The 16,462-nt window shown below is 63.5% G+C and carries 14 protein-coding genes; 1 reads left to right on the forward strand and 13 read right to left on the reverse strand.

Annotated features, from left to right (window positions below; all coding sequences use genetic code 11):
* Nucleotides 1-7: 7 nt before the first annotated feature.
* From alaS to HPTL_RS07545, 7 genes are read right to left on the reverse strand one after another with little or no spacing between them, the layout of a single operon-like run.
* Nucleotides 8-2,611 carry an alanine--tRNA ligase gene (gene alaS, locus HPTL_RS07520; RefSeq protein ID WP_119335434.1) on the reverse strand — a complete coding sequence of 868 codons (2,604 nt, stop codon included), beginning with the start codon at nt 2,609-2,611 and terminating at the stop codon, nt 8-10.
* A gap of 36 nt (nt 2,612-2,647) precedes the next feature.
* Entirely contained in the window at nt 2,648-4,648 is a 2,001-nt protein-coding gene (locus tag HPTL_RS07525) for a VC_2705 family sodium/solute symporter (protein WP_119335435.1), read from the reverse strand.
* Nucleotides 4,649-4,660: 12 nt separating this feature from the next.
* Complete coding sequence (locus tag HPTL_RS07530) at nt 4,661-6,859, reverse strand: 3'-5' exonuclease (RefSeq protein WP_197713635.1); 2,199 nt, start codon at nt 6,857-6,859, stop codon at nt 4,661-4,663.
* The gene (locus HPTL_RS07535) at nt 6,859-7,239 is read right to left on the reverse strand and encodes a response regulator transcription factor (RefSeq protein WP_119335436.1); all 381 of its coding nucleotides are present in this window, start codon (nt 7,237-7,239) and stop codon (nt 6,859-6,861) included. Before HPTL_RS07535 ends, HPTL_RS07530 begins: the two co-directional genes overlap by 1 nt.
* The gene (locus HPTL_RS07540; protein ID WP_119335437.1) at nt 7,211-9,940 is read right to left on the reverse strand and encodes an ATP-binding protein; all 2,730 of its coding nucleotides are present in this window, start codon (nt 9,938-9,940) and stop codon (nt 7,211-7,213) included. Before HPTL_RS07540 ends, HPTL_RS07535 begins: the two co-directional genes overlap by 29 nt.
* Nucleotides 9,933-10,088 (reverse strand): hypothetical protein, encoded by a 156-nt coding sequence (locus HPTL_RS11280; RefSeq protein WP_170141305.1) that lies wholly within the window; start codon nt 10,086-10,088, stop codon nt 9,933-9,935. Before HPTL_RS11280 ends, HPTL_RS07540 begins: the two co-directional genes overlap by 8 nt.
* A gap of 12 nt (nt 10,089-10,100) precedes the next feature.
* Entirely contained in the window at nt 10,101-11,633 is a 1,533-nt protein-coding gene (locus HPTL_RS07545; RefSeq protein WP_119335438.1) for a M48 family metalloprotease, read from the reverse strand.
* A gap of 66 nt (nt 11,634-11,699) precedes the next feature.
* Here HPTL_RS07545 and moaC point away from each other — a divergent pair, with 66 nt between their 5' ends.
* Entirely contained in the window at nt 11,700-12,188 is a 489-nt protein-coding gene (gene moaC, locus HPTL_RS07550) for a cyclic pyranopterin monophosphate synthase MoaC (RefSeq protein ID WP_119335439.1), read from the forward strand.
* A gap of 43 nt (nt 12,189-12,231) precedes the next feature.
* Here moaC and HPTL_RS07555 read toward each other — a convergent pair whose 3' ends face one another.
* The 6 genes from HPTL_RS07555 to HPTL_RS07580 are packed head-to-tail and all read right to left on the reverse strand — an operon-like array spanning nt 12,232 to nt 16,450.
* Nucleotides 12,232-13,068: a substrate-binding domain-containing protein gene (locus HPTL_RS07555; protein ID WP_119335440.1), complete on the reverse strand. Its 837-nt coding sequence runs from the start codon at nt 13,066-13,068 to the stop codon at nt 12,232-12,234.
* Nucleotides 13,069-13,122: 54 nt separating this feature from the next.
* Nucleotides 13,123-13,848 (reverse strand): ATP-binding cassette domain-containing protein, encoded by a 726-nt coding sequence (locus HPTL_RS07560; protein WP_170141306.1) that lies wholly within the window; start codon nt 13,846-13,848, stop codon nt 13,123-13,125.
* Between the two features lie 2 nt (nt 13,849-13,850).
* A complete protein-coding gene (locus HPTL_RS07565; RefSeq protein ID WP_119335442.1) occupies nt 13,851-14,558 on the reverse strand; it encodes an ABC transporter permease in 708 nt (235 codons plus the stop codon).
* A gap of 15 nt (nt 14,559-14,573) precedes the next feature.
* Nucleotides 14,574-14,825: a hypothetical protein gene (locus HPTL_RS07570; RefSeq protein ID WP_170141307.1), complete on the reverse strand. Its 252-nt coding sequence runs from the start codon at nt 14,823-14,825 to the stop codon at nt 14,574-14,576.
* A 56-nt stretch (nt 14,826-14,881) separates the two neighbouring features.
* Nucleotides 14,882-15,139 carry a MoaD/ThiS family protein gene (locus HPTL_RS07575; protein ID WP_119335444.1) on the reverse strand — a complete coding sequence of 86 codons (258 nt, stop codon included), beginning with the start codon at nt 15,137-15,139 and terminating at the stop codon, nt 14,882-14,884.
* 9 nt (nt 15,140-15,148) lie between these two features.
* Nucleotides 15,149-16,450, reverse strand: coding sequence for an NAD(P)/FAD-dependent oxidoreductase (locus HPTL_RS07580; protein ID WP_119335445.1), 1,302 nt, complete (start codon nt 16,448-16,450; stop codon nt 15,149-15,151).
* Nucleotides 16,451-16,462: the final 12 nt, after the last annotated feature.

Raw genomic sequence — 16,462 nt, forward strand, 5'->3', positions numbered from 1 at the left:
GATTCGGTCAGGCGGCGGCCAACGCCTCAGCCAAACGCGCGGGATCACCGCCCCCCGCTTGTGCAAACTCCGGCTTACCGCCACCACGGCCACCGATGGTCGTCGCAACGCGCTTCACCCACTCGCCTGCTCTAACCTGCGCCACTGCCGCACGACCAACCGCCGCGACGAAGACGGCTTTGCCATCGATCACTGCGGCAAGGAGGACGGCCGCCTCCGGCCCCAATCGGTCCCGCGCCGACTCGGCCAAACGCTTCAACGCATCGATCGAATCAACCTCGACTTGCGCGACCAGCCGTTTCACGCCGTCGCGCGTTTCCGCCCGAGCAACGAGCGCTTCGGCTAGCGCTGCGGCAGCGCGTTCCACTGCGCGTTCGCGCGCTTTTTCCGCAGCTTTGAGGGCTTCCTGGAGCGCCGCGATCCGCTCGGGCACTTCGTCCCGAGCCACCTTGAGCCGTTCCGCGGCGGCACCCAGCGTCGCGTCGAGCTGTTGGACGTAGGCCAACGCCGCTTCGCCTGCCACCGCTTCGATGCGGCGGATGCCCGCCGCGATCGCCGTCTCCAGCGTGATCTTCACCAGACCGATGTCACCCGTACGCTGCACATGGGTCCCGCCACAGAGCTCTTTGGAACTTCCGATCGTCAGCACGCGCACCGTTTCGCCATATTTTTCCCCAAAGAGCATCATCGCACCCGAGGCTTTCGCCGCTTCGAGCGGCATCACGTCGGCAGCCACCGGGGTGTTCGCGAGCACTTCGGCAAGGATCCGCCGTTCGATCTCGGCGATCTCCTCCGGTGTCAGCGGTTTGGGGTGGGAAAAATCGAAACGCAACCGCTCCGGTGCGACTTCGGAGCCCTTCTGCTCGACATGAGGCCCCAGTACGTCACGCAGCGCTTTGTGTAAGAGGTGCGTGGCCGAATGGTGGCGGGCGGTTGCCGCACGCGCGGTGTGATCGACCCGCGCCGTCACCCGGTCACCGACCCGGATCACACCGGTTGTGACCACGCCATGATGGCCATGGACGTCGGCCCGTATCTTCTGGGTATCTTCGACCGCGAAAAGCCCGTCGGTGGCGCGCAACATCCCGCGGTCGCCCACCTGGCCGCCCGATTCGGCGTAGAACGGCGTGGCCGCGAGCACTACGACACCACTCTCTCCCTCTTCGAGCGCCGCAACCGGCGCGCCTTCACGGTAGAGCGCGACCACCTCGCTTTCGGTTTCCAGATGCTCGTACCCTTCGAAAGCGGTCGCCGGCCCGGCGTAGTCGATCGCTTCCAGGTTCACTTTGAACTTACCCGCTGCGCGCGCCATCGCCTTTTGCCGCGCCATCGCAGCGTCGAACCCCGCGGAATCGACCGTGAGGCCGCGCTCGCGCAAGACGTCAGCGGTGAGGTCCAGCGGAAAACCGTAGGTATCGTGCAATTTGAACGCCACTTCACCATCGAGCATCCGTTCGCCCCGCGCTTCGAGCTCGGCGACTGCGGCTTCCAGCATCGCCATACCGTTGGCGATCGTGGCGAAAAAGCGTTCTTCTTCCGCCTGCAGCGTCGCTTCGACTTGGTGTTGGCGCCCCCGGATCTCAGGGTACGCATCGCCCATTTCGGCAACGACGGGCGCGACCAATTTCCAGAAAAACGGCTCTCGCACGCCGAGTTTCCAGCCATGACGGATCGCCCGGCGAATGATGCGGCGCAGCACATAACCGCGCCCTTCGTTACCGGGAATCACGCCGTCGGCGATGAGAAAGGTCGCGGCACGGATGTGGTCGGCCAACACCTTGAGGCTTGGACTTTCCCGGTCCGCACACCCCGTCACCTCTTGGGCCGCTGCGATCAGCGTTTGAAAGAGGTCGATCTCATAGTTGGAATGGACCCCTTGCAAGACCGCGGCGATGCGTTCCAGCCCCATGCCGGTATCGACGCTCGGCTTGGGCAACGGGTGCATCTCCCCTTTTTCGTCGCGGTTGTACTGCATGAAGACGAGGTTCCAGATCTCGATATAGCGATCCCCGTCTTCATCGGGCGATCCCGGCGGTCCGCCCGGGATTTCCGGGCCATGGTCATAGAAAATCTCGGTGCATGGTCCACACGGGCCGGTGTCCCCCATCATCCAGAAATTGTCCGAAGCGTACCGCGCCCCTTTGTTGTCGCCGATGCGCACCACGCGTTCTGCGGGAACCCCTACCGACTCGGTCCAAATGCGGTAGGCTTCGTCGTCCTCGGCATAGACCGTCACCCAGAGCCGTTCGGCAGGAATCGCGAAAACTCGGGTCACCAACTCCCACGCGTAATGGATCGCCTCGTGCTTGAAGTAATCCCCGAAGCTGAAGTTGCCCAACATTTCGAAGAAAGTGTGGTGCCGCGCCGTATAGCCGACGTTTTCCAGGTCGTTGTGCTTGCCGCCAGCGCGCACGCACTTTTGCGCGGTAGTCGCCCGCTTGTAGGGACGTTCGTCAAACCCCAAGAAGACATCCTTGAACTGATTCATCCCCGCGTTGGTAAACAGCAACGTGGGGTCACCGTGCGGGACGAGGGAACTCGAGGGAACGACCTCGTGCCCTTTGCTGCGGAAAAACTCGAGAAACGCTTGACGAATCGCTGCGGTTTTCATCGTGGTTCCGAAAAAATGACCTAAATATCAATTTTATCACTCCGGTTGCTGCATCCTCGCGACGAACGCAGCGTCGCTTGCGCGCGCGCCCCAACCGAAAGCGCCCACCACCGCATGAGCGCCAAACCCGAACAACACCCCGAACACACCACAAGCCACCGGGTCGATTCCCCAAATTCGGGTGTCGCCGGCAAAGCCAAAGACCGGATGGTTGAGGACGTAATAGAGGACGCTCACCGCAAAGCCGCCAACCATCGCCACCACGGCCCCGACACGGGTTGCCCGCCGCCAAAAGATTCCGAGCAAAACCGTGGGAAAAAGGGTTGCTGCAGCCAGAGAAAACGACAGACCCACCAACAGCAGAATGGTATCGAGCCTGAGTGCCGCAACCCATGCCGCGAAAACGGCCGTGAGCAACAGCAAGGTTTTATTCACCAATAAGCGGCGATGGGTGCTCGACTGCGCTTTCATCAAACGCTTGTAATAGATATCGTGCCCCAACGCGTTGGAAATGGTGAGCAGTAACCCATCGGCGGTCGAGAGCGCGGAGGCCAGCGCGCCTGCCGCGACCAACCCCGCGATGGTATAGGGCAACGCGCTCAATTCGGGCAGCGCCAACACCACCGCATCGGGACTCAACCGCAATTCGGCACTTTGGATCAAACCGTCGCCATTGCGGTCGGTGAAGGTTGCCAACCCCAGATTGGTCCAATTCGCCAACCAATGGCTCGCCGCTTCGATCGACGTCCCGAACCACTGCCCCAATTCCACACGGGCAAAGAGCGCGTAGAGTGGCGCACACAGGTAGAGGATCGCCACGAAAAAGAGCGTCCATGCCGTTGAGGTGCGCGCCTCTTCGACCGTGCTCGTGGTGTAGTAGCGCATCAAGATGTGCGGCAACGCAGCCGTTCCCACCATCAAAACGAACATCAGCGCCAAGAAATTGCGCCGCTTCTCGTCTTTTTCCGCTTCGCTTTGGCCGCTCCACGCGGCGAAAAAGGGGCGAAGCGGCAGCGCCGCCCGCTCCGCGTCCGCTAAGCGCGCGATCCAAAACGCACGCGCACTGTCTGCGCCTTTCGTGAGCGCGCGCAACTCGTCCTCCATCGCACGCAAAGATTCGGGGCGCTCTCCTGCTTCGCGCGCAATCTGCCACCGCTCCCACAAACGCAATCGCTCCGGCTCGACCGACTGCGGCCAAGCAGCCAACAACTGGCGGTAATGGTCGGCCTCTGCCTGGAATTGCGCCCGCACCGCGATCTCCGCGGGATCGAACGTCACCCGCTCTTCGATCGCCCGTTCGGCCTGCGCCAATTGCGGCATCGCGAAATGGGGAATGGGGAGGTCGAACCGCTGCTGCGAAAGCACCACGAGCGGCGCAACGTACGCGACGATCAGGATCAAGTACTGGGAGACTTGCGTCCACGTCACACCCCGCATTCCGCCCAGAAACGAACAGACCAAGATACCGGCCAAGCCGACGAAAAGCCCGATTTCGAACGGCACGCTCGCAAAACGGCTCGCGACCAGACCGACCGCGTAGATTTGCGCGACCAGATAGACAAACGAAGCCAACACCACCGCGCAAACAGCCAGCCACTCCGCAGTGGGTCCGTAGCGTTCACCGACGAGCTCGGGGACGGTGAATTGCCCGAATTTGCGTAAATAAGGTCCGAAAAAGAGCGCCACCAGCACGAACCCACCGGTCCAGCCGGTGAGGTAGGCCAACCCTTCGAACCCCTGGTGGTAGATCGCCCCCGCCAGCCCGATGAACGACGCTGCACTCATCCAGTCAGCTGCGGTAGCCATCCCGTTGGCGATGCCGGGGATGCGGCGCCCAGCGACGTAGTACTCGACCACGTCCTGGGTGCGCATCGCCACACCAATCCCGGCATAAAGCGCGATCGTCGCCACCAGAAAGCACAACCCGATCACGCGCGGCGCCACACCCCACTTTTCCGCCAGCCACGCGGCACAGAGAAAGAGGGCGATACCAATCGCCAAACTCACGAAAAACCGGGCGGTGCGTGGCAACAGCATCACAACCCACCGTCAGTAACGCAATTTCGCGAGGTAGGTCTGCTGCGCCGCTTCTCGCGCGGCTTTGAGGGTCCGCACCCCCCGCTCCTCGAGCAATGGGATCATCTTCACAAACGCCTCGGCGGTGACGATCGCATCCCCCAACGCGGTATGGCGCCCGAGGATCCGAATCCCAAACCGTTCCGCCAACGCCTCCAAGCGGTTCGAATCTTGGTTAGGGAAGAGGAAATAGGCAAGCAGCAGCGTGTCGAGCACGGGTTGATCGAAACGAATCCCCAGTTTTGCCTCTTTCAGTTCCAGGAAGCGCATGTCGAACGCCGCATTGTGCGCGACCAACACGGTCCCTTCTGCATAGCGGTGAAAAAGCGGAAGCACCACCTCGGCAGTCGGCTGCCCGACCAGCATTTCGGGTTGGATCCCATGAATCGCGATCGACTCTTTCGCAAGCGGTCGCTGCGGGTCGATCAGTTGCTCGAACGCCTCTTCACGCAACACCCGCCCATTGACGATCCGCACCGCACCGATCTGGATGATCTCGTCCCCCTCAGAGGGCCGAAGTCCCGTGGTTTCGGTATCGAAAACCGTATACGCGAGCTCGGAAAGGCGGCGGTTGTCAAGGTCTCCGACATGCGCGCCCCACGCAAACAGGTCGAAATCGAAAAAGAGCGGCCGTTCGGTTTCTCTTTCCTGCCCCGCTGGCGTCACAGACGTTTGCTGTTCCCCCACCGATCCGTGTGGTTTGGGCGCAACGGCCTCTTCGGCGATCGCCAAGCGGAGAAACGCTTCGTGCCGCGCCTTGACGCGATCGAACCACATCGCCGCACCGTGCCGTTCCAACACCTCACGGACCGTAAACGGATACCGTTCGCCGCGTACGACGACCGGCTCCAGCTCCCAGCTGGAAACGATCTCGGAACTCAACGCCCCACCGTGCCAGACCAGGTCCCAATGAATCCACCCTTTGCCATCTGGCCGAACCCGAAAACGGATCGGGTCGGCGTCGTAATCGTCGCGCAGCCGCTCGACCAGTGCCGCGACCATCCGCAGCCAAGAAAAAGCATCGGCTGCAACCCAATGATCGGCCACTGCGTCACATTCCAGCCGGACCGTAACTGAGAGGCGCTCGGAAACGAACCGCTCCGCAAGCGCCACCAGCTCACTCACCGCAATCGGTTCCCTTGGCCAACGGGTCGCCAGTGTCTCACGCACCTCGTTCACCGCGCGATCGAGTCGCGTGCGCATCACGGTGAGCTCCCGCGCGATCACGTCGCGAAAGCGCGCACCCAACTCGGGACTCAAATCGGGCTGCCCGAGCATTTCGACAGCCATCTGCACGTTTGCCAACGACGCTCGGTTCCCTTCGGTCATCTCGAAAAGCACCTGACTGCGCTGAGCTTCCCGTTCGAGCATCTCGGTCACGTCATCGATCACCAACACGAACCCGCTCATCGTCGTCTCACCGCTTGCGGTAACCGGCGCCACACGGACCCGTGCCACCCGCCCCGTAGGAGCGACGATCACGAATCGAGCGCGCGGCGCCGTGTCGCCCGCTTGCAGGCGCGCGTTTACGGTGTCGAGCGCGTGCCCCAATACCGCAGGATCGATCCACGTGAACACCGTCCGCCCCAAACCCAATGCACTCGTTGCGGCAACGGCGGTTTGTTCGCCGACGAACGCTGCGACGAGCTGCCGCGCCGCTTCGTTATAGAGCAACACGCGCCCGTCGGGGTTGCAGACGACCACCGCTTCGTCGAGCTGCGCCATCAACGCCGCCAGACGATTGCGTTCCGCGACCGCACTGCGCTTCGCTTCGTCGATGCGTGCTTGCACCTCGGTCGCTGCGGCCTCTTTCGCTTCGGCCAAACGGTTTGCCGCTTCGGCAACCCGGCGCACCTCTGGCGGACCAAAACTCGGGATACGAAAACCGCTCGGAGCCGTGCGCATCACGTCGAGCTGTTCGGCCATCGCCGCCAACCCCTGGACATAGACGCGATAGAGGCGGTGGAGCGCCACCCCGGCGAGCACCAGACTCAAAACGGTGACCGCGGTTCCGATCGGCAGCCAATGCGGTGCGATCATCCGCAAGAGGTTGCGCTGGACTTCGTCCATATCCAGCCAGACGAAAAAGAGCGTCACGGAAAAAGGGATCGTCACCAACGCCGCAACCACGGCGTAGGTCAGCCAGAATCGTGCACGTGCGCCCATTGTCATCACGCAGCCTCCGATCCCAGGTGCTGTGCAACGCGTTTCAGCAGCTCTTCGGTGGAAAAAGGTTTGACCACATAGTCGTCTGCCCCCACCGCAAGCCCTTTCGTGCGCTCGACCTCGCGCCCTTTCGCGGTGAGCATGAAGATCTTGGGTTGCGGCGTGAGCTCGCTCATCCCGCGGACGGTCTGACAGACCTCGAAACCGTCTTTTCCGGGCATCATGATATCGAGCAGCACCAAATCAGGTCGCCATTTGGCGATTCGCTCGAGTGCCTCGACACCATCGCGAGCAACGGCTACCTCATACCCAGCCCGCTTGAGCAGAAATTCCAATGCAAGTGAAATCGCCTCCTCGTCATCCACCACCAAGATCTTGTGGCTCATTTTCCCTCTCCCGATTCTCTACTGAAACCGTTCCCCTTGGCAGGGTCACCACGAACCGCGCGCCGCCCAAGGGGCTCTCGTCGACCGCGATCGCGCCGCCCATATGCTCGGCGATCCGTTTGGCAATCGCCAATCCCAGACCCGTACCGGTGGTGTGCGCCCGGCTCTGCGCAGCACGGTGGAACCGTTCGAAGATCGCTTGCCGTTCTTCAGGCGGCACACCGGGCCCGTTGTCTTCGACGATAAGTCGCCAGCCCTGCGCGTCGGGTTGCAACGTCACCGCTACTCGCCCTCGGGGTACTTTCATGAATTGTACGGCGTTCCCCACGAGATTCAGCAAAAGCTGAACCAATCGGTCGTGGTCACCGAAACAGATTGCCTCCTCTTGCGGCACCACGACACGCAATTCACCCCCGCGCTCGCGCACCACCGGACGTATCGTCTCCGCCACCTCTTGCACCACCCTGCGCAGATCGACCGCCTCATGACGCCATTCGGCATGCCCGGAATCGAGCTTCGCCAGATCGAGCACTTGATTGACCAACCGCGTGAGCCGCTCACTTTCACGAACCATCGTTTGGTAAAACTTCCGCCGCGTCTCTCGGTCGATATCCGGGTCCGCCGCCAACAGCTCGGCATAGGCGCGCACCGCGGCGAGCGGTGTGCGTAGTTCGTGGCTCACCGATGCGATGAACTCGTCCTTCATCCGATCGAGCTCGCGCAACCGCTCGTTCGCCTCGCGCACCGCACGCGCCTCGTCGACCAGCGCCATCACCTCGTCCCACGCCGGCGCACGTTCCCCCAGCACACCTTCCAGCACCAACCGCGCCGCTACCCCACCGATCGCCCCGGAGAGCAGCCGTTCGGCAAATGCCACGAACGCCTCGTCGACCACGAGCGGGGCGTCCGCTGCCAACCCACGTTCGGCACGAAACGCGCGCAACGCTTCCTCCAATCGCTCCGCAGAGACGAAACGCGCCAGCACCTCCAGCACGGCGCTGCTTTGCGTCTTCGCCCGCCAATGGCTGCGCACCGGAGCCACAGAGGCATCGGCAATCGTCGCCGCTCCTTTCCGCGATGCCCGGAACAACTGATCGGCGACGAAACGGCGCGCGATTGCCCGCGTTGCGCCATCGGGAGGGCAGAGCACGGAAACGGCGATCAGCACGACTCCGTTCGCCAACACACTCCAGACCAAGCTCGCTGTGACTGGCGCCATCCCCTCGACCCCGAACAGCGCTTCCGGGCGCAACCATGCGATCCCGGCTGGCCCAACAACCAGCCACGCCTCCGGAAACCAACCGCTGCGAATGAGGAGCGGCAAAAGCGCCGTGTAGCCCCACACCACCAACCCGACGAACAACCCGGCCGCGACCCCAACCGCAGACGCGCCTGGCCAGAGAAACGCCGCGACGACCGCCGGGGCGAGCTGAGCCACACCCAGGAAACTGACCAAACCGATCGCGATCAGCGCGTGCGACTCCCCGGCCAAGAGAAAAAAGAGGTAACCGGCTGCGATCACGGCTACGATCACCGCGCGCCGCACCCACAAGAGATGCCCGGCTGCAAGCGTTTTCCCGCGACGAAGCCACCAAGGCGCCACCCAATCGTTCGAAATCATCGTAGCGAGCGCGACGCTTTCCACGATCACCATACTGGTCGCGGCCGAAATCCCCCCCAGGAAAACCACCACCGCCAACCAGTGCTCATGCAGCGCCAGCGGAACGGTCAACACGAAACTGTCGGAAATCACCCCCTCGGGTAACAACACCTTACCGAGAAGCGCGACCGGAACCACGAAGAGGTTGAGCGCCCAGAGGTAGAGCGGAAACTGCCATGACGCACGGGTCAAATGTTCGGCACGGACGTTTTCGACCACCAACACCTGAAACTGCCGCGGCAACAAGACAAACGCCACACCCGCCAAAACGATCAACGCCAGCCAGTCGCCATACCCCATCGCGGCAACCGCGTCGATTTTCGGGACCGCTTGCCACGCGTCCCACCACGCAGCGCGCAGCGCACCCTCTGCGTCGCCCAGCAGAACGGCACCGATCACCACCCCAAGCAGCAGAAACGCACCGAGTTTCACCGCCGACTCGAACGCCACCGCGGCCACCAACCCTTCGTGCCGCTCGGTGACGTCCAATCGCCGTGTCCCGAAAAGGGCGGCAAAAAGCGCCAACACCACCACCAACCAGAACGTCCGCGCCGCCTCACCGCCCGCCCCGCCCGAAACGATCTCAAACGCCAGCGCGATCGCCTTCAACTGCAACGCGACGTAGGGAATCGAGACCACGACGAGCGCCAGCGCCACCCACCGCCCCAAACGGGCGCTATGGCCGAAACGGGTGCTCAAAAGATCCGACAGTGACGTGAGCCGCAACGATTTGGCAACGCGCAACATCGGAACGAGCACCAGAGGAGCAGCCAGCATCACGAGGGTCGGTCCGAAGTAGATCGGCAAGAACCACAGCCCCCGCTCCGCCGCAACGCCGACGCTGCCAAAGAAGGTCCAAGCGGTGCAATAGACGCCGATCGAAAGCGAATAGACCCAGGAGCGATCGATCACGGAACGGTGCTGCGCCGCGCGGCGGTCGGCCCAAAAGGCCACGGCAAACAGCAACAGGAGATAGCCAAACGCCGCCGCTGCCGCAACGCCCGGTGCCACCAGCCCCAAACCGCGCGTCGCTTCAGCCATCGCGCCCTGTCCCCGCCGCGAACACGATCGCAACCAACCAAGCGGTGAACACCCAGACGAGTTGCGCACTACCGCTTTCGGGAATCGCCAGCAACGGGTAACTCACCGCCCATAACAACCCCAACGCCAGTGCCACTGCTCGCCCCATCGCACGCACCCCTCAGCGCACGCTACGCCCCCGCTCTCTCTGTTCGGCGCGGATCGCCTCGCGCATGCGGTTCGCCCGCGCCTGCACCTCAGCCACCCAGATGTCGTCTTCCCGTCGCGCCAACCGCGCCTTTTCGAATTGATCGAGCGCCGCCTGCCATCGCTCGTCGAGCGCGAACCGCTCCCCTTGCGCCCGATGCTGCCACGCCTGATCCCCACGCGCCGCAGCCACTTCACCCAGTAAGCGCCACGCCAAATCGCGCTTCGGATAGCGCTCGACTCCTTCACGCGCCTGCTGCCACGCCCATTCCCGCTCTCCCGCTGCGATCGCAGTACGCACCGCGGCAGCACGCAGCGCCAGCGATTCGGGCTGCGCCGACAGCGCCCGCCGCAAAACGGCGAGCGCCTCCGCCAAATTGCCCAAAGCACGCCAGGCTTCCGCCTCCCAGAGCGCACGCCACCGCCCCTCGGGCCACTGTTGGACAAAGCGAACGAGCCACTCCTTAGCCGCAGCCCGCTCCCCGGCCCGCAGTGCCGCGCGCACGCGCCACACCTGCCCGACCGGATCTTGCGCCGCCGCACGCGCCTGAGCGAGCGCCTCTCCCGCCGTTCCCCGTTCGGCCAACACGGTGCCGCGAACGAACGCGAACCCCCACGGATCGAGCGCCTCTTTGCCCGCCGAACCGAAACGGGCGCGAAATTCGCCGCTCTGAATACGGTTGTCGAGGTCGGCGATGCGTTCGATCGTCAAGGGATGGGTGCGCAGATAGGGGGGAAAACCGGTTTCACCTAAGCGGGTGGCGTTGAGCAACCGCCCAAAGAAACGCACCGCCCCTTCGGGCGCAAAACCGGCGCGGGCCAAGAGATCCAACCCCACTCGGTCGGCATCGCGTTCGAACGCGCGCGAAAAGGCCAATTGCTGCTGCGCCGCTGCAGCCGAGCCCGCTGCTGCGGCCGCCTCTGGCAACTGTCCGGTACCGGAACGCGCCGCGAGCGCCGCGATGATGAGCGAACCCAACACCCAAAGCGACGCCCCTTTCTGCTGTTCCAGCATCTGCGCGATGTGGTGCTGCGCCACGTGGGCCACTTCGTGCGCCGCTACCGCGGCCAGTTCCGCTTCGCTTTCGGTTGCCGCGATCAACCCGGCATGAAAGCCCAAATACCCCCCCGGGAGCGCAAACGCATTGATGGTCCAATCTTTGAGCAGAAACGCGGTGAAAACCGGCAGATCGAGTCGCCCCGTGAGTCCAGCGGCCAGCTGTTGCGTCAAACCAGTTAGATATTCGGCCAACGCTGGGTCGTCCCAATAGCTGGGATCGCGTTCGCGGATTTCGCGCATCGCCGCACGCCCCACCGCCGCCTCTTCCTGCGCCGAAAAGACCGTAGCGCTCGAACCACTCAAGTCGGGCAATTGAAACGCTCCGGCTACCCCCGACACCGCCAGTCCCAGAAACCCCACGAAGCGGCGGCGCATCGATCGATGATGCGACGGGTGGCTGTGCGCCGCAACGCCCCGCTCCGGTTCGCCATACCGCATGTGCGCCATCGCGCCTACCTCAAATCCTGCTTTTTCACTATGATACGCTTTTCAGCGCAAGGACGAGGCACGGCAATGAACGATCTCACCCACTTCAACGCGCAGGGTGAAGCGCACATGGTCAATGTGGCCGCGAAACGGGAAAGCCATCGCGTCGCGATCGCGAGCGGCCGTATTCGCATGGCACCCGCCACTTTCGACCGCATCCTGGCAGGCGACGCCAAAAAAGGGGACGTGTTGGGGGTGGCGCGCGTTGCGGGCATCATGGCGGCGAAGCGAACCGGAGAGCTGATCCCCCTTTGCCATCCGTTGCCGCTCACCCATGTCGCGATCGACTTCACCCCGGAACCCCCCAACACGATTCACTGTACAGCACGGGCAGAGACCGTCGGACGTACCGGCGTCGAAATGGAAGCGCTCACCGCCGCGAGCGTTGCGCTCCTCACCATCTACGACATGGTAAAAGCGATCGACCGCGGCATGACGATCGAAGCGGTGCAACTCGAAGAGAAGCGCGGCGGAAAATCGGGTTCGTGGCGACGCGAACCCACTGCGCACCCCTAACGCCTACGCACCCGCGAGGGCAAAGCCCGCTGCAGACCGCGCGTCAAGGCGCTGGCCGCAATGGATGCACCCCGTGCAACACGAACCCGTTTGCGATCGCCGTGCGCGCGTTCCAAAGCCAGTGCGCGGCGCGCCCAATAGGGTCTTGCGTGCCATGCGCCCACGCGGTTTCCCGAACCAAAATCGCGTACGGGTTGTCGAGCAAAGGGTCGGATGCGATCACCACTTTGAGATTGGGTAGCCGCGCCTGCAGCGCCAACCACGTCCCCTCGTCGACAAGCGTATAGGCGGCCATTTCGTTCGCGATCACGAGCGTCGGCCCCATGCCCTGTCCCACGGAGCGGTAACGCGTCCCCAACCGTGCGCGTGGGTCGATCTGAGCTGCCGCCCACAACGTGCGTTCGCGCGCATGGGTTCCGCTCTGATCCCCACGGGAGACGAAAAGCGCTGCGTCGGTTTCCGCAATGCGAACGAACGCGTCGGTCACCGGGCGCCCTTCCACGTCCGCCGGATCGGCTTTGGGACCAACCAACAGGAACCGTCCAATCAGCCAAGGCTTTCGGAGCCAACCAGGGTGCTGCGCCAAAAATGCGGCTTCTGCTTCGGGGTCGTGCGTGATGCCGAAGTCGGCGTCCCCTCGCCCCAACACCGCAAGCGCCTTCCCGGTACCCAAAGCCAACACCTGCAAAACCACCTGTGCCTCGCGACGCAACTGCGGTGCCAGCCACGCCAACAACCCCGAATGATCGACCGAAGTGGTCGTCGCGAGCCGAACGGCATCGACCTGCGCTTCCTGGCCCCAGCTTCGCGACACCATCCCCATGGTCAAAGCTGCGGCCAACCACCGGCGTCTGCTCCAAGTAACCATGATCTCCTCCATAACTCATCACCTTTCCCATAGACCAGATAAAACCAAAATCACCACCAAGACACCTCATTCCGGCAACCGAAACCACCACGGCGTTTCGCTGCGAATGAAGCGGCGTGCCGCCACGCTCTTCGGCGCGGCGAAAAACTGCCGGGTCGGCGTCTGTTCCGCGATCTCTCCGTCGGCCAAAAACACCACCTCGTCGCTCAACCGCGCCGCCTGCGCCAGATGGTGGGTGGTCATCACGATGCGAATCCCGCTGCTGCGCATCTCTTGGATCAGTCGCTCAACCGCCGCTGTTGCCCCCGGGTCGAGATTCGCCGTCGGTTCGTCCAGCAAGAGCAACTCGGGTTGTGCCAACCACGCCCGTGCCAGCGCCAACCGCTGCCGCTCGCCACCCGACAACCGCAGCGCGGGCTCGTTGGCGCGTTCGGCCAATCCCACCCGTTCGAGCACCGCCGAGATGCGTTTCCGCTTTGCCGACCAGCGCCCCGGCAACGGCAGTGCCGCGAACCAGAGGTTCGTTGCCACCGACGCGCGCAAGAATTGCGGCTGCTGCGCCACCCATCGGATCGCCGCCGGCGGTGTTGTCGCGCCCCGCCACGTCACCGTACCAACCGCCGGACGAATGAGTCCAGCCACCAACCGTAACAACGAACTCTTGCCGGCACCATTTTCCCCCAGGATCGCGGTGATCCCGTCACCGGCAATGCGCCAGGTGAGGTTGCGCAACACGGGTTGCGCCTCGCTGGGCCAGGAGACCCCCTGTACATCGACTGGGAGTACCGCCACCCTCACCCCTCGGCGCGCCGCCGTGCCAGCGCCTCCAGACCACTGGTTACCAGGTGAATCGTCGCGACGATCCCTACCAGCACGATGCCCAACGCCAACGCCAACGTCAAATCCCCCTTCGCCGTCTCCAACGCAATCGCGGTGGTCATCACCCGCGTCATTCCCTCGATATTGCCGCCGACGATCATCACCGCCCCCACTTCGCTCGCCGCGCGGGCAAAACCGGAAAAGAGGGCCAAGAGCAACGAAAAGCGGCAGTCGTAGATCAGCGCGAAGAGCCGCTCGGCAAACCCCAACCGCATCATCGTGAGCTCTTCCGCCAACCGCTCGCACGCCCCCTCTACCACCTGGCGGGTAATCGCCGCAACGAGCGGCGCGACCAACAGGGTTTGCGCCACCACCATACCCGCTGGATCATAAAGCCATCCCAAGAACCCCAGCGGGCCAGCGCGGGAAAGCAACAAAAAGACCACCACGCCGACAACGACAGAGGGCACCCCCAAAAGGCTTTGCAGCAACGCAACCACCAACCCACGCCCGCGAAATTGGGTCGCCCCGAGTACCGCGCCGAGCGGCAACCCGAGCAGCGCGCCAAAAAAGAGGGCCGAGCCGCTTACTTCGAGCGAAAGCCAGACGATCTCTGCCAGCGTCTCATCCCAGCGCGCGACCAATGCGAACGCTTGCGACAACGCCTCGAACGCGTGATTCATGCGATGTCTGGCCCCTCAGCCTCCGCCGCGCCGCATGCGCGCATCCAGCGTCGCCAGCAACCGCTGCGCTGCCGCGATGGCATCTTGCGCGGCAAGCACGGTGACCCGAAGTCGGGGGAGCGACAACGCGCCCAGCTGCAACGGGGACACCACCTGCCACTGCCAGCGAAGCGACCCGACCCAGGCAACTTGGGCCATCCTATCGACCTCGATATTGGGTGCCGCAGTGCGAAGCGCGCGCAACCACTCAGCCTCGCTTGCGGTCACCTCTCGTTCCTGAAGCGGAACCCAGACGGTCCCATGCTGCTCGGGCATGCCGCGCCCTACCCGCCCGCCACCGGCGGCCAGACCGCGATCTCGTCGCCATCGGCCAGCCGCGTCGTGGCCCGCTCTTCCGGAGCCAGATAGACGCCGTTTCGCAATACCAATTTGGCCTGTTCGGCAGGCACTGCAAAGCGGTCGAGCAACTGCGCCACCGTCGCATCCGGGGCCACCTCGACGACGACACGGTTGCCGACTCGCTCTGCCGCCGGCAAATAATCGGAGAGTGAGGCGAAGAGCTTCAACGTCACCTGGGTCACACTGCCTCCTTATGCAGCCAACAACGCCGAATATTGTGCCCGCGCCAGATAGGCTTCGACGAACGCCAATGGGTTCGCCAACAACCGCTCGTGCCACGGCCCAAGCGCTACCTTCCCTTGGATCAGACCGCGCAAGACCCCTACATGCTCGGTAAGACCGATCGCAGTCGCCCCGATCAGCCGGTCCTTTTGAAACTGCAAGCTGAGGTAGCGATACGCCGCTTCGTCCACCCATTCGACGCCGCTCCCCTCCTGGTTCTCTGGTACCCCCTGCCACTGACCAAACGAGGTCGACACCAGCCCCAAGGTTTCGAGTACGTTGATCGCCAACACCCCTTTGAGGGTAGCGTGCCCTCCGGCCATATTGACCGCAGCGACCCGTGCCTGATCCACCGCGTTGGGTTGAATCGCAGCAACCAAGTGCTGACCCGTGAACAGGTCGGGTGCCTCGGCGCAGTCGCCGGCGGCAAAGATCCCAGCCCCTGCGCTTTCCATGCGCTCATTGACGAGCACGCCGCTTGCGACATGCACCGGTGTTCCTTCCAGGAACGCCACGTTCGGCTTGACCCCAGCCGCCACGATCACCATGTCAGCTGGCAACCGTTCGCCGTTCGACAGCTGCACCAATAGCGGTGCGCCGTCCGGTCCCGCAGCGGTGTCGTTACCCTGCCCCGCACCCAGCGCAATGGCGTCGATGCGCGTTTCGGTAAACACCTGCACCCCTTTTTCCTCGACCCAGCGGCGAATCAGGTTTCCCGCCACGGGCGTCATCATCCGCGGCACCATCCGATCACCGAGTTCGACGATCGTGAGCTTTGCACCCGCTTTGACGAATGCTTCCAACAGGATCGAACCGATAAAACCAGCGCCCATCTGCACCACCCGTGCCCCCGGCTGCAAACGCTCGGCAATCGCGCGCGCATGGGCCAAAGTCCAGCACGGAGTCACCCCGGGCAGATCGATCCCGGGAATCGGCGGCAGAATCGGCGAAGAACCCGTAGCCACCAACAAGCGGTCGAAATGCTCGCGATGTCCGTCCGCGAAAAGCACCGTACGCGCGGCCGTGTCCACCGCCACCGCCCGTCCCTCACGCAGCGTAATGCGCTGCGCCGCGAAATACCCCTCTTGTTTGCGCAGATACGTTCCACGCTCGTCGATGTTCCCTTCCAGAAGGTACGGGATCGCCATCCGCGAATAGGGCGGCTCCCCCTCACAACCATAGAGCATGATCTCATCTTCCGGCGCATACCGGCGTAGCGTCTCCGCAGCGACAACCCCTGCCGGGCCATTACCCAAAATCAGATGACGCATCACACAACTCCT

It is taken from the genome of Hydrogenophilus thermoluteolus, assembly GCF_003574215.1.
Lineage (GTDB): Bacteria > Pseudomonadota > Gammaproteobacteria > Burkholderiales > Rhodocyclaceae > Hydrogenophilus > Hydrogenophilus thermoluteolus.

Bases quoted from the DNA above. Each gene is read 5' to 3' on its own strand.
- alaS (WP_119335434.1), bottom strand. From the start codon at position 2,611: ATGAAAACCGCAGCGATTCGTCAAGCGTTTCTCGAGTTTTTCCGCAGC.
- HPTL_RS07525 (WP_119335435.1), bottom strand. From the start codon at position 4,648: ATGCTGTTGCCACGCACCGCCCGGTTTTTCGTGAGTTTGGCGATTGGT.
- HPTL_RS07530 (WP_197713635.1), bottom strand. From the start codon at position 6,859: ATGACAATGGGCGCACGTGCACGATTCTGGCTGACCTACGCCGTGGTT.
- HPTL_RS07535 (WP_119335436.1), bottom strand. From the start codon at position 7,239: ATGAGCCACAAGATCTTGGTGGTGGATGACGAGGAGGCGATTTCACTT.
- HPTL_RS07540 (WP_119335437.1), bottom strand. From the start codon at position 9,940: ATGGCTGAAGCGACGCGCGGTTTGGGGCTGGTGGCACCGGGCGTTGCG.
- HPTL_RS11280 (WP_170141305.1), bottom strand. From the start codon at position 10,088: ATGGGGCGAGCAGTGGCACTGGCGTTGGGGTTGTTATGGGCGGTGAGT.
- HPTL_RS07545 (WP_119335438.1), bottom strand. From the start codon at position 11,633: ATGGCGCACATGCGGTATGGCGAACCGGAGCGGGGCGTTGCGGCGCAC.
- moaC (WP_119335439.1), top strand. From the start codon at position 11,700: ATGAACGATCTCACCCACTTCAACGCGCAGGGTGAAGCGCACATGGTC.
- HPTL_RS07555 (WP_119335440.1), bottom strand. From the start codon at position 13,068: ATGGAGGAGATCATGGTTACTTGGAGCAGACGCCGGTGGTTGGCCGCA.
- HPTL_RS07565 (WP_119335442.1), bottom strand. From the start codon at position 14,558: ATGAATCACGCGTTCGAGGCGTTGTCGCAAGCGTTCGCATTGGTCGCG.
- HPTL_RS07580 (WP_119335445.1), bottom strand. From the start codon at position 16,450: ATGCGTCATCTGATTTTGGGTAATGGCCCGGCAGGGGTTGTCGCTGCG.